Consider the following 16,200-nt stretch of genomic DNA (forward strand, 5'->3'; position numbering starts at 1 on the left):
ACAGCCTGACGGTGACGCGCAGCCTGACGGTGACGCGATGAACAGCCCGACGGATCGCACCGACGCCGCCGTGCCGCTCGCGCCGGGGCCCGAGCGCGGCTACCGCTGGGTGCGCCAACTCGCGCTCCTGGCCGAGCCGGTGCTCAGCGCGCCGGTCACCCTGGTGCTGGTGGCCGCGCTCTGGATCATCGGCGCCGCCACCGGCTCGCTGCGCGCCCACCCGCCGCACCACGTACTGGACGACATCGGCGTGGGCATCAGCACCCTGGAGGCCGGGCACTGGTGGACCCCGGTCACCTCGCTCTTCTGGTGCTCGGGGATCGCCGCGTATGTGGCGTCCACCCTCCTGCTGCTGCTGATCGGCCCGCAGGCGGAGCGCCGGCTCGGCACCCCGCAGACGGCCTGGGTGCTGGTCGGCGGTCAGGTGGCCGGCACGCTGCTCGGCACCGGCCTGGTCCGGCTCGGCGTGGCGGCCGGCTCGGCCTGGACCGAGGACATCAAGGACCAGATCGCGGTCGGCCCCACCCCCGGGATCTTCGCGCTGGCCATGGTGCTGAGCTTCCGGCTCACCACACTCTGGAAGCGCCGGCTCCAACTCCTCGCGCTGCTCGTCCCGTTGGTGATGGTGCTGTACGTCGGCTACCTGTCCGGCGTGCAGCGGCTGGCCGGCGCGGTGGTCGGCCTGCTGGTCGGCGCCGCGCTCCACGGACGGCCAGGCGACCTGCGCCCGCACCGCTCCTCGCACAACGAGACCCGGGTGCTGGTGGCGCTGTGCGTGGCCGCCTCGGCGGTCGGTCCGCTGGTGGCCAGCCTCTACAAGAACGCCACCGGCCCGTTCAACGTCCTGGGGGATCTCTACTTCTCGCAGGCGCCCACCGGCGAGGACATCCGCGCCGCCTGCGAGACCTCGGCGCAGGAGTGCGCGCGGGCGCACTCGACCCAGCAGTTCTTCAACTCGCCGGGCCTGCTGATGGGCATCCTGATCCCGGTGCTGCTCTTCGTGCTGGCCGAGGGGCTGCGCCGGGGCCTGCGGCTGGCCTGGTGGATCACGGTCGCCGCGCAGGTGGGCTGGATGTCGCTGGTCGGCTGGGGGGTCAAGGACGCCTTCAGCGGCACCGACCGGGCCGATCCCACCTCCTATGTGCTGCAGATCTTCGGTGAGGCGCTGCTGCTGCCGGTGCTGATCCTGATGCTGCTGCTGCTCACCCAGGACCGGTTCGGACTGCGGTTGCCGCGCCGGGCGGTGATCCTGCTGGCCGTGGTGATCGGCGGCGCCTTCCTGCTCGCCTGCGCCGCGTACGTGGGGATCGGCTGGCTGCTGCGTGACCAGTACGAGCCGCCGGCCAGCCTCGCCAGGCTGCTGAAGGGCCTGCCCGCGGAGTTCCTGCCGCCCGCCTACAACGACCTGCTGCCGGCCTATCCGGTGCCCTCCGGCGGCGCCGGCCGGGCGCTGGAGGACTACTGCGGGCTGCTGTTCTGGGTGGTGGCGCTGACGGCGCTGCTGGTGGTGTTCCGCCGGCCGTGGGTGCATGTGGACGCGGCCGCCGCCGCGCGCGCTCGGGCCCTGCTGGAGCGGCACGGCGGCTCGACGCTGTCGTTCATCTCGACCTGGGACGGCAACCACTACTGGTTCGACGAGCGCGGTGAGGCGGGCGTGGCGTACCGGGTGTTCGCGACGGTGGCGCTGACCACGGGGGATCCGTTCGGGGAGCCGGCGGCGTGCGAGCGGGCGGTGGCGGGGTTCGCCGCGTACTGCGACGCGCGCGGGTGGACGCCGTGCTTCTACAGCGTGACGGCGCAGACCCGGGGCAGGGCGGTGGCGCTCGGGTGGCGGTCGCTGCAGGTGGCGGAGGACACCGTGGTGGCGCTGCCGGAGCTGGCGTTCACCGGCAAGAAGTGGCAGGACATCCGCACCTCGCTGAACAAGGCCAAGAAGGAGGGGATCACCGCGCAGTGGTGGACCTGGGGGAAGGCGCCGCTGGTGATCCAGGACCAGGTGCGGTCCATCTCGGAGGAGTGGGTATCCGACAAGGGACTCCCCGAAATGGGCTTCACCCTGGGCGGGTTGGAGGAGCTGGACGATCCGGCGGTGCGGATGCTGGTGGCGGTGGACGAGGACCGCACGGTGCACGGGCTGACCAGCTGGATGCCGGTCTACCGGGAGGGTGAACCGGTGGGGTGGACGCTGGACTTCATGCGGCGCTCGGACGGCGCGTTCCGCGGGGTGATGGAGTTCCTGATCGCCTCGGCCGCGCTGGGATTCAAGGAGGAGGGGGCGCTGTTCCTCAGCCTGTCGGGCGCGCCGCTGGCCCGCGCCGACCAGGGCGAGGTGGGGACGGCGTTGCAGCGGATGCTGGACTGGATGGGGCGCACGCTGGAGCCGGTGTACGGGTTCCGCTCGCTGCTGGCGTTCAAGTCGAAGTTCCAGCCGGAGTACCGCCCGATGTACATGGTGTACCCGGACCCGGCGGCGTTGGCGAGCATCACCCGGGCGATCGGCAAGGCATACCTACCACATCTGACGCCAAGTCAGGGCATGCGCCTGATGCGCAAGTTGTCGTCCTAGCTCCAGCTCCCGGATTCACCACGGGGGACTGCCGGTAAATGGCGCTGAGCTGCCGGTGGGTAGATACGATACGAGTACCGAAGATGGGCGCGATCCACCTGCTGAGCTCCGCTGACAGCTGGGACCGCCACCGACTCTGAGGAGAACGCGAACCAAGGACCCGCCGCCTCCCTCAAGGCGGGGGACCCCCGCTCTCCCGGCTGGAAGGCCGGGTTCTCTGGGAGATGAAGGATGAGTGAGGATCAACCAGCGGCGTCGAGTGCGTTGGCCGTGGACTTCCGCGCGGTCTCCAAGCACTTCGGGCCGGTGAAGGCGGTGGACGAGCTCAGCCTGCAACTGCCGCAGGGGCGGACGATCGCGCTGCTCGGCCCCAACGGCGCGGGCAAGTCGACCTCGATCGACATGCTGCTCGGACTTCGCAAGCCCACCGGCGGCACCGTACGGGTGCTCGGCGGGACGCCGCGCGAGGCCGTGAACGCCGGACGGATCGGGGTGATGCTGCAATCCGGCGGCCTGATGCGGGAGGTGACGGTCCGTGAGTTCCTGTCACTGATCATCCGGTTGCACCCCAAGCCGCTGGATATCGAGGAACTGCTCTCCCGGGCCAACATCGCCGACATCGCCGACCGCAAGGTCGACAAGCTCTCCGGCGGCCAGACCCAGCGGGTGCGCTTCGCGGTGTCGATCGCGGGCGAGAACGACCTGCTGGTGCTGGATGAGCCGACCACCGGCATGGACGTGGAGAACCGGCAGATCTTCTGGAACGCGATGAAGGCCGAGGCCCGCCGCGGCAAGACCATCCTCTTCGCCACCCACTACCTGGAGGAGGCCGACCAGGTCGCCGACCTGGTGGTCGTGATCAACAAGGGCCGGCTGCTCGCGGAGGGCACCGCCGCCGAGATCAAGGCGATGGCCGGCTTCCGCCGGCTGGCCTTCCGGCTGCCGGCGTCGGTGAGCAGGAGCTGCTGAGCCTGCCCGGGGTCCGCTCGCTGGACGTCTCCGGCGGCCTGGTGCGGATCCAGACCTCGGACTCCGACGCCACGCTCTACGGACTGCTGGACGCCGGGCACCGGCCCACCGAGATCGAGGTGACCGCGCTCGGCCTGGAACAGGCCTTCATCGCCATCACCGAGCAGGACAACGAGCAGGACAACGAGCAGGACAGCGAGCAGGGGCCGAACGTAGGGGGGATCGGATGAACGGCGTGTGGGCGCTGGCCCGGCTGGAGATCCTGCGGGTGTTCCGCAACCGGCGGGTGCTGTTCTTCTCGGTGCTCTATCCGACGCTGCTCTTCGTGGTGATCGGCGGCAGCGCGAAGGGCACCATCGGCGACGTCCCGGTGCGCAACTACTACATGGTCGCGATGGCCCTGTTCGGCGCGCTGGGCGCGGCGCTGATGAACAACGCGCAGAAGATCGCCCAGGAGCGCAGCGACGGCTGGATCAAGCAGCTCAAGCTGACCACCCTGCCGGGCAACGGCTACGTGGTGGCGAAGATCGCCTCGGCGGCGATGGTCACGCTGCCCGCCATCGTGGTGGTCTTCGTGGTCGGCGGCGTGATGGGGGTGCACCTGTCGGCCGCGGTCTGGGTGGAGGCCACGCTGATCATCTGGTTCGCCTCGTTCGCCTTCACCGCGCTGGGCATCGCGATCGGCTATGCGATTCCGCAGGACAGCGTGCAGCTGATCTCGATGATCACGTACTTCGTGATGGCGATCCTGGGCGGGCTCTGGTTCACCCTCGGCAGCGGGGCGCTGGCCGACGTCGGCAAGGTGCTGCCCAGCTACTCGGCGCGTGACTACGTGATGCACCGGGTCAGTGGGCTGGACGGAAACGCCACCGACCTGGTGGTGATCGCCCTCTGGGTGGTGGGCGCGATCGCCTTCGCGGGCTACGTCTACCAGCGGGACGCCAAGATCGACGAGTGAGCGGGGCTGGTCGCTGCGGGTCCCGTCCGGTCGGGCGGGACCCGCAGCGGGTGGTCAGCCGCGCTTGACGGCCAGCAGGTCGACCTTCTTGATCTCGGGGGCGGCGGCGAGGTGGGTCGGCACGATCTCGAGCAGGGCGTTGGCGATCCGGCCGTTCAGGTGCGCCTCGCGGCCGTCCTCGCCGTCAAAGGTGTCGAAGACGCCGAACACCGTCTCGCTCTCCCGGAACGCGAACCAGCTGACCGTCAGCTCCTCCTGCTCGGCGAGCGTCAGCGCGCTCCGCAGCAGGGCGGCCACCGCCTCGGCGTGCTCGGGCTTGGCCTCGATCCGGACCCGCAGACCGATCTTCGACATGATGCGCTCCTTGCTGGTGGCTGTGCTGACTTGACGGCCGCTGGCCGCTCTGTCGCTGGTCACTCGGCTGGTGACCTGGGCCGGCGGGCTGCCGGCAGCTCCGAATCTAGGCCGCCGGCCGCCGTCGGCGAAGTGTCGTGACCGGCACATCCGATACCGTTTCCGACATGCGAATAGCCGTACTCGCCCTCGACGGTGTCTTCGACTCGGGCCTCGCCTCCGTGCTCGATGTCCTCCAGTGCGCCAACGACCTGCGCGGGCAACTGCCGCAACCGCCGCCGCCCTTCGAGGTGAGCACCGTCGGCTTCGAGCGCCAGGTGCGCACCGGGGCCGGGCATTTGGTGCCGGCCGAGCCGGTGGACCGGGTGGACCGGGTGGACCGGGTGGACCGTGCGGACCGGGTGGGCGGCTGTGACCTGCTGCTGGTGCCGGCCGTCGCCGAGCGCGATCCGCAGGCGCTGGTCGAGCTCGTCTCGGGACCCGGCACCCTGGCCGCGCGCGAGCTGCTGGCGCGGGCGCAGGGCCGGGGCACCGCGCTCGCCTCGGCCTGTGCGGGCACCTTCCTGCTCGCCGAGGCGGGCGTGCTGGACGGCCGGAGCGCCACCACGACGTGGTGGCTGGCCCCGCTCTTCCGCCGGCGCTACCCGCTGGTGACGCTCGACCAGACCCGGATGGTGACCAGCTCCGGCGGCGTGACCACGGCCGGCGCGGCCTTCGGGCACGTGGACCTCGCGCTGTCGGTGGTCCGCCGCCGTAGTCCCGCGCTCTGCGACCTGGTGGCGCGCTACCTGGTGGTGGACGAGCGGCCGTCCCAGGCCAGTTACACCCTGCCGAGCGCGCTGGCCGCGAGCGATCCCACGGTCAGTGCTTTCGAGCGCTGGGCGCGCGAGCGGCTGCACGAGCCGTTGGACGTCGGAGCGGCGGCCCGCGCGCTCGGGGTCAGCGAGCGCACGCTGCAGCGGGCGACCGCCGGGGCGCTGGGGACGTCGCCGGTTCGCTTCGTCCAGGACCTGCGGGTCGAGCAGGCCTCGCACCTGCTGCGCACCACCGACCTGGGGATCGAGGCGATCGCCCGCCGGGTGGGTTACCAGAACGCCAACACGCTGCGCGTGCTGCTGCGTTCCCGGGCTGGGCTGACGGCCGGTCAGCTGCGCCGGGGCTGAGGGCGGCCTGCCGCCCCGCGTCGGCGTTCGTGTTCGTGTTGCGTAGGCGTTGGCTCAGGCGTGGGCGGAGGATCAGGCGTAGTTGGTGGCGGGGGTGGTGGCGTAGCGGCTCATGGTCTCGATGGTGGCCTGCGTGGTCAGTTCGCCGTGCTCGGCGAGGGTGTCGCGCAGGTCGCGGAAGTACTGCACGTACAGGTCCGGGGTGAAGGTGTTGAGCAGGACGACCGGCTGGTCGCCGGGGTTGGCGAAGGTGTGCGGGACGCCCGGTGGGACCATGACCAGCGTGCCCGTCGGCGCTTCGTACTCGTCGTGGCCGACGGTGAACACGGCTGTGCCGGAGACGACGTAGAAGCCCTCGTCGTGGTCGGAGTGCCGGTGCTGGGGCGGGCCGGCGCTGTGCGGGGCGAGGGTGATCTCGCCGATGCCGAGACGGTGCGAGGTCGTGCCGCCGTCCTCCAGGATGCGCATCCGGGCCGGGCCCAGCTGGATCACCTCGCCTGCGTCGGGTGCGACAACCGAGACGGTCGAGGCGGGTGATGGAGTGGGCGAGGCATCGTTCATGGCCGGCTCCTTTATGAGAGTATGCTCGCACAACTGTAGGGCGCTCGCGTTACATGATGCAAGTCATCTCTCATGACGGTGGTGCGCTCGCTAGTTCTGTCGAGGATTGAAAGGTGGAGTCATGACCATGCCGAGCACCGCGGGTCGCATGAACCAGAAACTGCGCACCCGCAGCGCGATCCTGCAGGCCGCGGCCGAACTGAGTCGCACCGGGCGCGAGGTGACCATGCCCGAGATCGCCAAGGCGGCCCTGGTCTCGGAGGCCACCGCCTACCGCTACTTCCCCGACCTGGTCAGTCTGCTGCTGGAGGCCATCGCCGATCAGCTCCCCGTCCCGACAGAGGCACTCGCGCCGGTCGCGCACTCCAAGGACCCGGCGGAGCGCGTCGCCTTCGCGACCGACTTCCTGCTGCGCCACGTGCTGGCCCGGCAGGGCGTGGTCCGCGCCATGATCGCGGGCACGGTCGCCCGCCCCGGGCAGAACCCCCGCCCGGGGCTGCGCTTCGGCCTGATCGACCACGCGCTCGCCGCGGAGTCCATCGGAGCCCCCGACCCCGCCACGCTGGTGCAGCTCAAGTGCGGTCTCGCCGTCGTCGTCAGCGCCGAGGCGCTCTTCAATCTGATGGACCTGTACGGACTGGACTCGGAGCAGGCCATCACCAGCCTGACCTCCACCGCGGCGAGCCTCACCCGAGCCGCCCTGCAGTCCTGACGACAGTCCTGACGACAGCCCTGACGGCAGTCGCGCGAAAGTCGTCCCCGCCAACCCCGTGCGCCGACGCGGGGCGGCAGTCACAATGAGCATGGCAACTCGGCCGGGTGCGGCGGCAACAGGGGGACGGGTCCATGGACTTGACGGATGCTCGGTTCGGTCGGCGGTCCTTCGCCCGGTCGGCGCTGGTGCTGGGTGCGGCGGGGCTCGGACTCACCCGCGCGACCAGCCGGGCGCGGGCGGCCGACCTGCCCACTGGGGCTGGCCTTCCCGGCGGGGCCGACTGGATGGGGGCTCTCGCCGGCGGCGGCTACCTGTCGCAGCTGACCATCCCCGGGACGCATGACACCTGCTCGCGTTACGGCGGGGCGCTCACGCAGACCCAGACGCTCGCCGTGCCGGACCAACTCGCGGCGGGCGTACGGTTCCTGGACATGCGATGCCGGCTGATCAACGGAGTCTTCGCGATCCACCACGGCCCGATCTTCCAGCAGATCTTCTTCGGCGACGTGCTCAACCTCTGCCAGGCGTTCCTGGCGCAGCACCCGGGGGAGACCGTGCTGATGCGGGTCAAGCAGGAGTACTCGACCGCCTCCGACGCGGACTTCGCCGCCGTCTTCGCGGGCTACCAGGCCAAGTGGCAGGGCCTGTTGTGGGCCGAGAACCGGATCCCGCAGCTCGGCGAGGTGCGCGGACGGATCGTGGTGCTGGCGGACAGCTCCGGCCTGCCGGGCATCCCGTGGGGTGGCGCGTCCACCGACATCGAGGACGACTACGACATCGGCACCATCTTCGAGATCGCCTCCCGCAAGTGGCCCGAGGTCTCCGCCCATCTGGACGCGGCGCGCGCCTCGACCGACTCGCAGAAGCTGTACATCACCTTCACCACCTCCTCGGGCTGGGGCCTGTGGCCGCAGCAGGCGGCCGAGGCGATGGCGCCCCGGATCAGCGGCTACCTCGCGGGCTTGAACGCCGCCGCCCGGCCGCTGCTCGGCACGGTGCCGATGGACTTCGTCACCCCGGCCACCGTCCAGCCCTTCTACGCCCTGAACTTCGGCGCGTAGAGAGCTACCGGAGCTAATCGCAGGTCTCCGGCCTTCAGGCAGAGGGTGAAGCTATTCTGAGTGGTGCCCTGACCCGCAGGTCAGGCGGGGCGGTTCTGTTGCTCGATGTATCGGCGGAGGACGCTGATTGGCGCGCCGTCGGCTGAGCCCGCGTAGGACGAGCCGGACCACAGTTTCTGTGCGCGCCAGTAGTGGCGGACCAGTTCGGCCAACTTCACTTCGATGTCCGCGCACACGTCTCGCAAAATCTCTTCCATGCGCTTGAGATGGTCGTCAGCGAACACTCACTGCCGTCATTCCGTCACGGGAACCAAGTTCACGTGAAACGAACGCGCAGTTCCTGTCTGTACGGATGATATGACGCTCGGTCGTCGAATCGGCGGGGTAGCGTGCCGATCATGCAGCTTCGGTACAGCTTCCGCCTGTATCCGACGGCTGGTCAGCGGTCCTCTCTGGCCCAGGCGTTCGGGTGTGCCCGTGTCGTCTTCAACGATGCGCTGCGGGCTCGTGAGGAGGCGCGGGCCGCCGGGCTGCCGTTCCCGAAGGCAGCCGAGCTTTCCAAACGGTTGACGGAGGTGAAGAAGACTCCGGAACGGGCGTGGTTGGGCGAGGTGTCCGCCGTGGTGCTGCAACAGTCGCTCAGGGATCTGGAGACCGCGTACGGCAACTTCTTCGCCAGTCTCAAGGGCACCCGCAAGGGGCCGAAGATCAAGCCACCCCGGTTCAAGTCTAGGAAGGACAACCGGCAGGCCGTCAGGTTCACTGCGAACGCCCGGTGGTCGATCACCGAGGGGGGAAAGCTCAACTTGCCGAAGATCGGCCCCGTGCCGGTCCGCTGGTCCCGTGCGCTGCCGTCCACCCCGTCCACCGTGACCGTGGTCAAGGACGCCGCCGGAAGGTACTTCGCCTCCTTCGTCGTGGAGACCGACCCCGACCTGTTGCCGACGACGAACGCGGCGGTGGGTATCGACCTGGGCCTGACCCACTTCGCGGTCCTGTCGGACGGCCGGAAGATCGACTCACCGAAGTTCCTGCGCCGCGCGGAGAAGAAGCTCAAGCGTGCGCAGCAGGCCCTGTCCCGCAAGGCCAGGGGCAGCAGCAACCGCGACAAGGCCAGGGTCAAGGTCGCGCGGGCACACGCCCGCGTGGCCGACGCCCGGCGGGAGTTCCACCACCAGCTGTCCACCGTCCTCGTGCGCGAAAATCAAGTGCTCGCGGTCGAGACGCTCTCGGTCAATGGACTCACCCGGACCCGCCTGGCCAAGTCGGTGCATGACGCTGGATGGTCCGCGTTCGTTGACATGCTGGAGTACAAGGCCAGCCGCCACGGACGCGAGCTGATCCGGATCGGTCGGTTCGAGCCGACCTCTCAGGTCTGCTCGCATTGCGGGATCAAGGACGGCCCCAAGCCCCTCCAGGTCCGCGAGTGGACCTGTGGGGACTGCGGGACCGTCCACGACCGGGACGTCAACGCAGCCCGGAACATAGCCAAGGCCGCAGGACTTGCGGTCTCAGCCTGTGGAGCGCAGGTAAGACCAGGACTCGTCCCGGCGCCGCGCGGTGAAGCAGGAACCCACCCGGACGCCGCGCGCTCCGCGCGCAGCGTGGAGGGAATCACCGGCCTTCAGGCCGGTTGAGGAAGTCAATTGGCGGGGTTCTGGTGCAGCCGCTCCAGATCGCGCCGGTCGCGCTTGGTCGGGCGGCCGGTGCCGCGGTCGCGCAGACCGCTGGGCGCGGCGTCCCCGTGCGCGGGCGGCGGCGGGCTGTTGTCGATGAAGCACTCCACGGCGACGGCCGCCCCGACCCGCTTGCGCACGGTGTCCTTGACGACGACGATCCGCTCGCGCCCGTCCTGGCGCATCCGCACCTCGTCTCCGGGGCGCACCGCCTGGGCGGGTTTGACGCGCTCGCCGTTGACCCGCACATGGCCGGCCCGGCAGGCGGCCGCGGCCAGCGCGCGCGTCTTGGTGAGCCGGACGGACCAGATCCAGCTGTCGACCCGAACGGTTCCCTCGTCTGTAGCCATCCCACGATTCTATGACTCGGACGGGTCGGCTCGCGGATCCCGCTCCCGGGCGTGCTGTGGTCGGGGCGGCGCCTTTCGCGCTTTCCCGCCCGGACGGCCGCAGGCTCGCCGTATGGTGGTGAACCGGCCCATCGGGGGGCCGAGTTGAGCAGTGGGGAGGGCGTCGGTGCGTTGGAAGCGAGCGGTGTGTGCGGGTCTGGGAGTCGCGCTGGGGATGGCACTGCCGGCCACCTCCTCGCCGGCGGCCGAGGCCGGACGCCCGTCCGGGGCGGTCAGGGTGGCCGCGCTGCAGGCCCCGGCGGCCCCGGCCTCGGACACCTGCGACCCGCAGGCCAGCCTGACGCCGAGCGCGTTGCCCGCGCCCGGTGCGCCGATGCCCGCCGGTTCGACCATGGCGAAGATCCAGAGCCGGGGGCGGCTGATCGCGGCCGTCGACCAGACGTCCTACCTCTGGGGCTATCGCGATCCCGGCACGGGGACACTGGAGGGCTTTGATGTCGACCTGGTGCACGCCATCGCGAAGGCGCTGTTCGGCGATCCCGACAAGGTGGAGTTCCGGGCCGTCAGTTCCGCGCAGCGGCTGACCGCGGTGGCCTCGGGTGAGGTCGACATCGCCGCCGACTCGATCACCATGACCTGCGCGCGCGAGCAGCAGGTCGCGTTCAGCACCGACTACTACAACGACGGCCAGCGGCTGCTGGTGCGCACCGACTCCGGCGCCCACGACCTCGCCGACCTCGCCGGTCGCAAGGTCTGCGCGGCGAGTGGGACCACCTCGATCGCCACCCTGGGACAGGCAGTCCCGGCGGTGGTGCCGGTGGGGGTCACCGACTGGACGGACTGCCTGGTACTGCTCCAACTCGGCCAGGTGGACGGCATTTCCACCGACGAGCACATCCTCCAGGGGCTCCAGGCGCAGGACCCGCAGACCGAAGTGGTCGGCCCGGCCTTCACCTTCGAGCCGCACGGGCTGGCGATCGCGAAGCAGAACAGTGACTTCGTCCGCTTCACCAACGCCGTCCTGGAGCAGCTGCGCACGGGCGGCGGCTGGCAGCAGCTCTACACGCACTGGATGGGGCGCTTCGGTCAGGCGGCGCAGCAGCCGGCGCCGCACTACCTGCCGTAAGCGTGAACGGCAGGTAGTGCGGACACATCAGCCCGTGACGGTGACGCCGTCGGGGACGTTGCCGACCGTGACGGGCGGGCCGGCGGTACCGGTGGCCGGGTCCACCGGGCGGACGTCGTTGACGTTGGAGTCCACCGCCCAGAGCGCCGAGCCGTCCGGGGCGAAGGCCAGCGCGTAGGTGCCGGCGCCGGTGGGGATGAGCGCCCCGGCGGTGTCGGTGGCCGTGTCGATCGGGGTGACGCCGCCGGCGCCGCTCGCCGCCACATAGGCCGTCCTGCCGTACGGTGCGACGGCGACGTACTCCGGGCTGGAGCCGACGGGCACGGTGGCGACCACCTGGTAGTCGGCCGTGTCGATCACCGACACCGTGCCGGCGCCGTTGTCGGTGACGTAGGCGCGGCTGCCGTCCGGGGTGAAGGCGATGCCGAAGGGCGCGGCGCCGACCGCGATGGTGCGGGTGACCGCGCGGGTGGCGAGGTCGACCACGCTGACCGTGCCGTCGCCCTGGTCGGCGACCCACAGCTCGCCGCCGCCGGGGCGCACCCGCAGCCGTTCGGGCTGGCCGCCGACCTTGATCGGCGGGCCGGCGGTGAGTGTGGCGGTGTCGATCGGCTGGACCGTTCCGTCGCCGAAGTCGCTGACCCAGACGGTCTTCTGGTCCGGGGTGGGCGCGACGTCGGCGGCGGTGGTGCCGACCTTGACGGTGGCGGTGACGGCGTTGCTGGTGAGGTCGACCACGGTGACGTCGTTGGTGTTGTTGTTGGCGACGAAGAGCCGGCCGTCGGCCGTCGCCATGCCGTCGGGGCCGTTGCCGACGGTGATCGGCGGCCCGGCGTTGCGGGTGCGGGTGTCCACCGGAGTGACGGTGTTGTCGCTGTAGTTGGAGACGTAGGCGGTCGGGATGGTCTGGCCGGGTTGGGCGACGGTGACCAGCAGGTGGGTGCGCGCCAGCACGGCGCCGTTGCCGGCCTGCGCGGTGAGCGCGACCTGGTAGTAGCCGGTCGCCGTGCCCGCGGCGGCGGTGAGGGTGACGGGCGTGGCGGCGCCGGCGCCGGGCGCGGCGGTCACGGTCGCACCGGCCGGGCCGGCGCTCAGGCCCGTCGGCGCGGTGGCCTGCCAGCTGACGGTGGCGGGGGCGCTGCCGGCCGTGTTGTCGACGGTGACCTGCACCGTCGCGCTGGCGCCGGGGGCGATCCTGACCTGCCCGGGCGCGGCGGTCAGCGCGGCGCGCGTGCTCGGCGGGAAGGCGGGCTGACCGGAGCCGTAGGAGGGCGGGGCGTCGCCCGGGCCGGCGCCCCAGTGGGTGTCCGGGGTGGCGCCGAGGGTGAAGTCCAGCCGGTGGGTTCGGCTCAGGTCGACCCAGGTACGGGAGGAGGCATGTCCGTCCACGGCCAGCCGCTGGACGTAAGTTCCGCCGGTGCCAGCCGCGTTGATCGTCAGGTCGTGGCCGCCGGGGCCGTGCAGCACGGCGTGCGGGAAGAGCGGGCTGCCGAGCACCAGCAGCGGCACGCCCGGGGTCTGCGGGTAGACGCCGAGCGCCGCCCAGACGTACCACGAGCTCATCGCGCCGAGGTCGTCGTTGCCGGGCTCGCCGCCCGGGGTGGGGGAGTAGAGCGAGTCCATGATGGACCGGACGGTGGACTGGGTCTTCCAGGGCTGCCCGAGGCTGTCGTACACCCACGGGGTGTCGAAGGCCGGCTCGTTGCCCTGCCAGTGGTAGGGCTGGTTGGGACCGGCGTTGAGCTGGGTGAAGTAGTCGTCCAGCCGGGCGGTGGCGGCCTGGTCGCCGCCCATGCCGTTGATCAGGCCGCGCAGGTTCTGCGGGACCATCCAGGTGTACTGCGCCGCGTTGCCCTCCTGGAAGCCGCTCTGCCCGAAGCCGCCGCTGGTCTGCACGGGCGGACCGGCGGGGAAGGCGCCGTCGGCGTCGCGCGGTTGGATGTAGCCGGTGGCGGTGTCGAAGAGGTCGGCCCAGTTCTGCGAGCGCTGCTGGAACCTGGCGGCGGTGTCCGACTGGCCCAGTGCGGTGGCCAGTTGATCGATCGAGAAGTCGGCGATCGCGTATTCCAGCGTCTCCGATGCTCCGTTGGGCACCGGGCTGATCGAGTCGGAGCCGACGTTGGGCACATAGCCCTTGGCCAAGTAGTCGGCTCCGTGCGGACGTTCGGCGTACCAGCCCTGACCGGGCGCGCCGCTGGTGTTCTCCGCGCCGTGCACCATGGCCTGCAGCGCGTGGCCGGCGTCGAAGCCGCGGGCGCCGAAGGCGTAGGCATCGGCCAGGATCGGATCGGCCGGGTCGCCGTTCATCACGCCTGTGTAGCCGTTGGCCACCGGCCACTTGGGCAGCCAGCCGCCCTGGTCGGCGTCGTTGAGCAGCGAGGTCGCCATGTCGCTGGTCTCGTCGGGCGCCAGTTGGGCCAGCAGCGGCACCTGGGAGCGGTAGATGTCCCAGCCGGAGAAGTTGCTGTACTGGGCGTGGCCCGGCGGGGCGGTGTGGATCGCGCCGTCGAAGCCCGGGTAGCGGCCGTCCGCGTCGCTGAACAGGTTCGGGTGCAGCAGCGAGTGGTAGAGCGCGGTGTAGAAGGTGGCCTGCTGGGTGCGGGTGCCACCGGCGATGGAGATGCCGCGCAGTCGGCGGTTCCACAGCGCCCTCGCCTGTGCGGCCACCTGGTTGACGTCCCAACTGCCGCTGTCGCTGCGCAGATTAGCCTCGGCGCCCTGGGTGCTGACGTAGGAGACCGCGACCCGCATGCCGACCACCGGGTTGCTGCGGGTGTCGAAGGTCAGCCAGCCGCCAGCCACCACACCGCTTGCCGCAGCAGTGTTCTGACGCGCCGTCAATTGCTTGCCCGTCAACTGCTTGGCAGCAGGCTGCTGGACGCCGCTGACCGTCACGCTGCCGCTGCCCACGCTGACCCGCTCGGTGGCCGGGGACTGGCCGCCCCAGGTGCCGGAGGCGGTGAACGGGCGGTCGAAGACGGCGGCGAAGTGCACGGTGTAGGTGTCGGGTTGGCCGCAGAAGTGGCCGCTGGTGACGGAGCCGGTGATCTCGTGGTCGCCGACGGTGCTGAACGCGGCGGCCGAGCCGCCGTTCTCGCTGGCGGCGGCCTTCACCAGCAGCTGCGCCTGGTCGGTCGCGGGGAAGGTGAAGCGGCCGACGCCCGTCCGCGCGGTGACGGCCAGCTCGGTGCGCACGCCCCCGGCGGTGGTCGCGTACGAGCCCGGGTGGGCGGTCTCCGAGGTGTGGTCGAAGGCCGCCGTCGCCGAACCGGGGTCGGCCGGCAGGGCGCCGGTCAGCGGGAGGAAGGGGAAGTCGCCGGCGATGGCGCAGCCCGGCCCGGAGAGGTGGGTGAGGCTGAAGCCGGTGATCGAGGAGTCCGTCGTGTTGTAGCCGCCGCCCGGTGGGCGTGACGGTGTGTCAGGACTCCACTGCAGCATGCCGAACGGCACGTCCGCGCCGGGAAAGGTGTCCACCTGCCCGACCACGGCGCCGCCACTGCCGGTGCCGACGAACGGGTCGACCAGCGAGGCCGGGTCGGCGACCACGGCGGAGTCCGCCGCGGCGACGGCGGTCGCGGTCGGGGTGAGCGTGACGGCGGCCAGCAGGGCGCCGGCCAGCAGGAGCGTGCGCAGGGAGCGGGACACTCGGCGACCTCGCGGGAGGGGTTGGGGGAGGTGGGTGGGGAGGTGGGTGGGTGGGTCAGGAGGTGCAGTCGGCCTTGTAGAGGAACTGGGCGGTGGCCGGGTCCTTGAGGTTGTCCCGGGTGATGCTCGCCAGGTTGGTCTGGATGGTGGCGGTGACCGGCCGCTTGCCGATCGCGTTGCCCAGCTGGTCGACCGCCTGCTGCCCGATCCCGTACGGGTCCTGGGAGATCAGCGCGTCCACCGCGCCGCTCTGCAGGGCCTGGACCTGCTCGGGGCCGGCGTCGAAGGAGACCACCTTGATCCTGCCCTGCTTGCCGGCGTTCTTCAGGCCGGTCCCCACGCCCTCGCCGGTCTGCGAGTTGGCGGTGAAGATGCCGGCCAGGCCGGGGTGCGTGGACAGTTCGTCGCTGACGGCGGAGGCCGCGCCCTGGGCGGTGTCACCGACCTGGCGAACGTCGTCGATGCGCAAGTTCGGGTACTGGGCGGCCAGTTCCTGCTTGAAGCCCTGGATCCGGGCGTTGGTGGTGGTCGTCGTCAGGTCGGGGGTGAGCACCACGATCTCTCCGGTGCCGCCGGCGCCCAGGAGTTGGGCCATCGTGTCGGCGGCCTTCCGGCCACCCTGGAGGTTGTTGGAGGAGATGTGCGTGACGCCGAGCGAGGCGTCGGTCAGCGAGGTGTCCACGATCGCCACCTTGCTGCCCGCGCTCTGCAGCGTCCTCACCGGCGCGGCCAGCGAGTTGGGGTCCACCGGCGAGATCAGCACGCCGTCGGGACGGGTGGCGGCGACGCTGTTCACCGAGTCGACCTGCTCGGGCACGCTCCAGTCGGCCGAGCCGGTGGCGCTGAACTTGTAGCCGAGCTTCTTCGCCTCGGCGCTCGCCCCGCACTTCATGGTGATGTAGAAGGGGTCGCCGGTCTTGCCGGCGATGAACGCGATGCTCGTCGCGCCGCCACCCGCGCCGCCCCCGCTGCTGGAGCAGCCGGTGAGCGCGGTGACGGCGGTGGCGCCGAGGACGGCGGCTGCGCAGAGCAGCCGGTAGTTCGTGGAGTACACCT

General features: G+C 71.0%; 13 protein-coding genes and 1 pseudogene. 8 read left to right on the plus strand and 6 right to left on the minus strand.

The features are described from left to right. Window positions 1–37: 37 nt before the first annotated feature. The 3 genes and pseudogenes from P3T34_RS33925 (at window position 38) to P3T34_RS33935 (ending at window position 4,493) form a co-directional block, all read left to right on the plus strand. Window positions 38–2,566: a rhomboid family intramembrane serine protease gene (locus P3T34_RS33925; RefSeq protein WP_280669877.1), complete on the plus strand. Its 2,529-nt coding sequence runs from the start codon at window positions 38–40 to the stop codon at window positions 2,564–2,566. Between the two features lie 231 nt (window positions 2,567–2,797). Beyond that, window positions 2,798–3,765, plus strand: a pseudogene (locus P3T34_RS33930) (ABC transporter ATP-binding protein). Further along, complete coding sequence (locus tag P3T34_RS33935; RefSeq protein WP_280669878.1) at window positions 3,762–4,493, plus strand: ABC transporter permease; 732 nt, start codon at window positions 3,762–3,764, stop codon at window positions 4,491–4,493. Before P3T34_RS33930 ends, P3T34_RS33935 begins: the two are co-directional and overlap by 4 nt. 54 nt (window positions 4,494–4,547) lie before the next feature. On the opposite strand, the gene P3T34_RS33940 is transcribed toward P3T34_RS33935, so the two are convergent. Then, a complete protein-coding gene (locus P3T34_RS33940) occupies window positions 4,548–4,847 on the minus strand; it encodes an antibiotic biosynthesis monooxygenase (RefSeq protein WP_280669879.1) in 300 nt (99 codons plus the stop codon). Window positions 4,848–5,014: 167 nt separating this feature from the next. Between P3T34_RS33940 and P3T34_RS33945 the strand changes: the two genes are divergently transcribed. After that, window positions 5,015–6,010, plus strand: a complete 996-nt coding sequence (locus P3T34_RS33945) for a helix-turn-helix domain-containing protein (protein WP_280669880.1) — start codon at window positions 5,015–5,017, stop codon at window positions 6,008–6,010. Between the two features lie 72 nt (window positions 6,011–6,082). Here the strand turns inward: P3T34_RS33945 and P3T34_RS33950 are convergent, their stop codons facing one another. Then, the gene (locus P3T34_RS33950; protein ID WP_280669881.1) at window positions 6,083–6,571 is read right to left on the minus strand and encodes a cupin domain-containing protein; all 489 of its coding nucleotides are present in this window, start codon (window positions 6,569–6,571) and stop codon (window positions 6,083–6,085) included. A 121-nt stretch (window positions 6,572–6,692) separates the two neighbouring features. Between P3T34_RS33950 and P3T34_RS33955 the strand changes: the two genes are divergently transcribed. Together P3T34_RS33955 and P3T34_RS33960 are read left to right on the plus strand one after the other, a co-directional pair. Beyond that, window positions 6,693–7,283: a TetR/AcrR family transcriptional regulator gene (locus tag P3T34_RS33955; RefSeq protein WP_280669882.1), complete on the plus strand. Its 591-nt coding sequence runs from the start codon at window positions 6,693–6,695 to the stop codon at window positions 7,281–7,283. Between the two features lie 134 nt (window positions 7,284–7,417). After that, entirely contained in the window at window positions 7,418–8,347 is a 930-nt protein-coding gene (locus tag P3T34_RS33960; protein WP_280669883.1) for a phosphatidylinositol-specific phospholipase C, read from the plus strand. 80 nt (window positions 8,348–8,427) lie between these two features. Here the strand turns inward: P3T34_RS33960 and P3T34_RS33965 are convergent, their stop codons facing one another. After that, a complete protein-coding gene (locus P3T34_RS33965; protein ID WP_280669884.1) occupies window positions 8,428–8,631 on the minus strand; it encodes a transposase in 204 nt (67 codons plus the stop codon). A 114-nt stretch (window positions 8,632–8,745) separates the two neighbouring features. Between P3T34_RS33965 and P3T34_RS33970 the strand changes: the two genes are divergently transcribed. Beyond that, complete coding sequence (locus P3T34_RS33970) at window positions 8,746–9,984, plus strand: RNA-guided endonuclease TnpB family protein (RefSeq protein WP_280669885.1); 1,239 nt, start codon at window positions 8,746–8,748, stop codon at window positions 9,982–9,984. Between the two features lie 5 nt (window positions 9,985–9,989). Here the strand turns inward: P3T34_RS33970 and P3T34_RS33975 are convergent, their stop codons facing one another. After that, complete coding sequence (locus tag P3T34_RS33975; protein WP_280669886.1) at window positions 9,990–10,373, minus strand: S4 domain-containing protein; 384 nt, start codon at window positions 10,371–10,373, stop codon at window positions 9,990–9,992. Between the two features lie 214 nt (window positions 10,374–10,587). Between P3T34_RS33975 and P3T34_RS33980 the strand changes: the two genes are divergently transcribed. Further along, a complete protein-coding gene (locus P3T34_RS33980) occupies window positions 10,588–11,499 on the plus strand; it encodes a glutamate ABC transporter substrate-binding protein (protein WP_280669887.1) in 912 nt (303 codons plus the stop codon). Between the two features lie 27 nt (window positions 11,500–11,526). On the opposite strand, the gene P3T34_RS33985 is transcribed toward P3T34_RS33980, so the two are convergent. Further along, window positions 11,527–15,144 carry a GH92 family glycosyl hydrolase gene (locus P3T34_RS33985; RefSeq protein WP_280669888.1) on the minus strand — a complete coding sequence of 1,206 codons (3,618 nt, stop codon included), beginning with the start codon at window positions 15,142–15,144 and terminating at the stop codon, window positions 11,527–11,529. A 55-nt stretch (window positions 15,145–15,199) separates the two neighbouring features. Then, entirely contained in the window at window positions 15,200–16,198 is a 999-nt protein-coding gene (locus P3T34_RS33990; protein WP_280669889.1) for an ABC transporter substrate-binding protein, read from the minus strand. Window positions 16,199–16,200 lie beyond the last annotated feature (2 nt).

The organism is Kitasatospora sp. MAP12-44 (genome assembly GCF_029892095.1).
Classification (GTDB): domain Bacteria; phylum Actinomycetota; class Actinomycetes; order Streptomycetales; family Streptomycetaceae; genus Kitasatospora.

Excerpts from the sequence above, each read along its gene's own strand:
- P3T34_RS33925 (WP_280669877.1), top strand. The coding sequence starts at position 38 with ATGAACAGCCCGACGGATCGCACCGACGCCGCCGTGCCGCTCGCGCCG.
- P3T34_RS33935 (WP_280669878.1), top strand. The coding sequence starts at position 3,762 with ATGAACGGCGTGTGGGCGCTGGCCCGGCTGGAGATCCTGCGGGTGTTC.
- P3T34_RS33940 (WP_280669879.1), bottom strand. The coding sequence starts at position 4,847 with ATGTCGAAGATCGGTCTGCGGGTCCGGATCGAGGCCAAGCCCGAGCAC.
- P3T34_RS33945 (WP_280669880.1), top strand. The coding sequence starts at position 5,015 with ATGCGAATAGCCGTACTCGCCCTCGACGGTGTCTTCGACTCGGGCCTC.
- P3T34_RS33950 (WP_280669881.1), bottom strand. The coding sequence starts at position 6,571 with ATGAACGATGCCTCGCCCACTCCATCACCCGCCTCGACCGTCTCGGTT.
- P3T34_RS33955 (WP_280669882.1), top strand. The coding sequence starts at position 6,693 with ATGACCATGCCGAGCACCGCGGGTCGCATGAACCAGAAACTGCGCACC.
- P3T34_RS33960 (WP_280669883.1), top strand. The coding sequence starts at position 7,418 with ATGGACTTGACGGATGCTCGGTTCGGTCGGCGGTCCTTCGCCCGGTCG.
- P3T34_RS33970 (WP_280669885.1), top strand. The coding sequence starts at position 8,746 with ATGCAGCTTCGGTACAGCTTCCGCCTGTATCCGACGGCTGGTCAGCGG.
- P3T34_RS33975 (WP_280669886.1), bottom strand. The coding sequence starts at position 10,373 with ATGGCTACAGACGAGGGAACCGTTCGGGTCGACAGCTGGATCTGGTCC.
- P3T34_RS33980 (WP_280669887.1), top strand. The coding sequence starts at position 10,588 with ATGGCACTGCCGGCCACCTCCTCGCCGGCGGCCGAGGCCGGACGCCCG.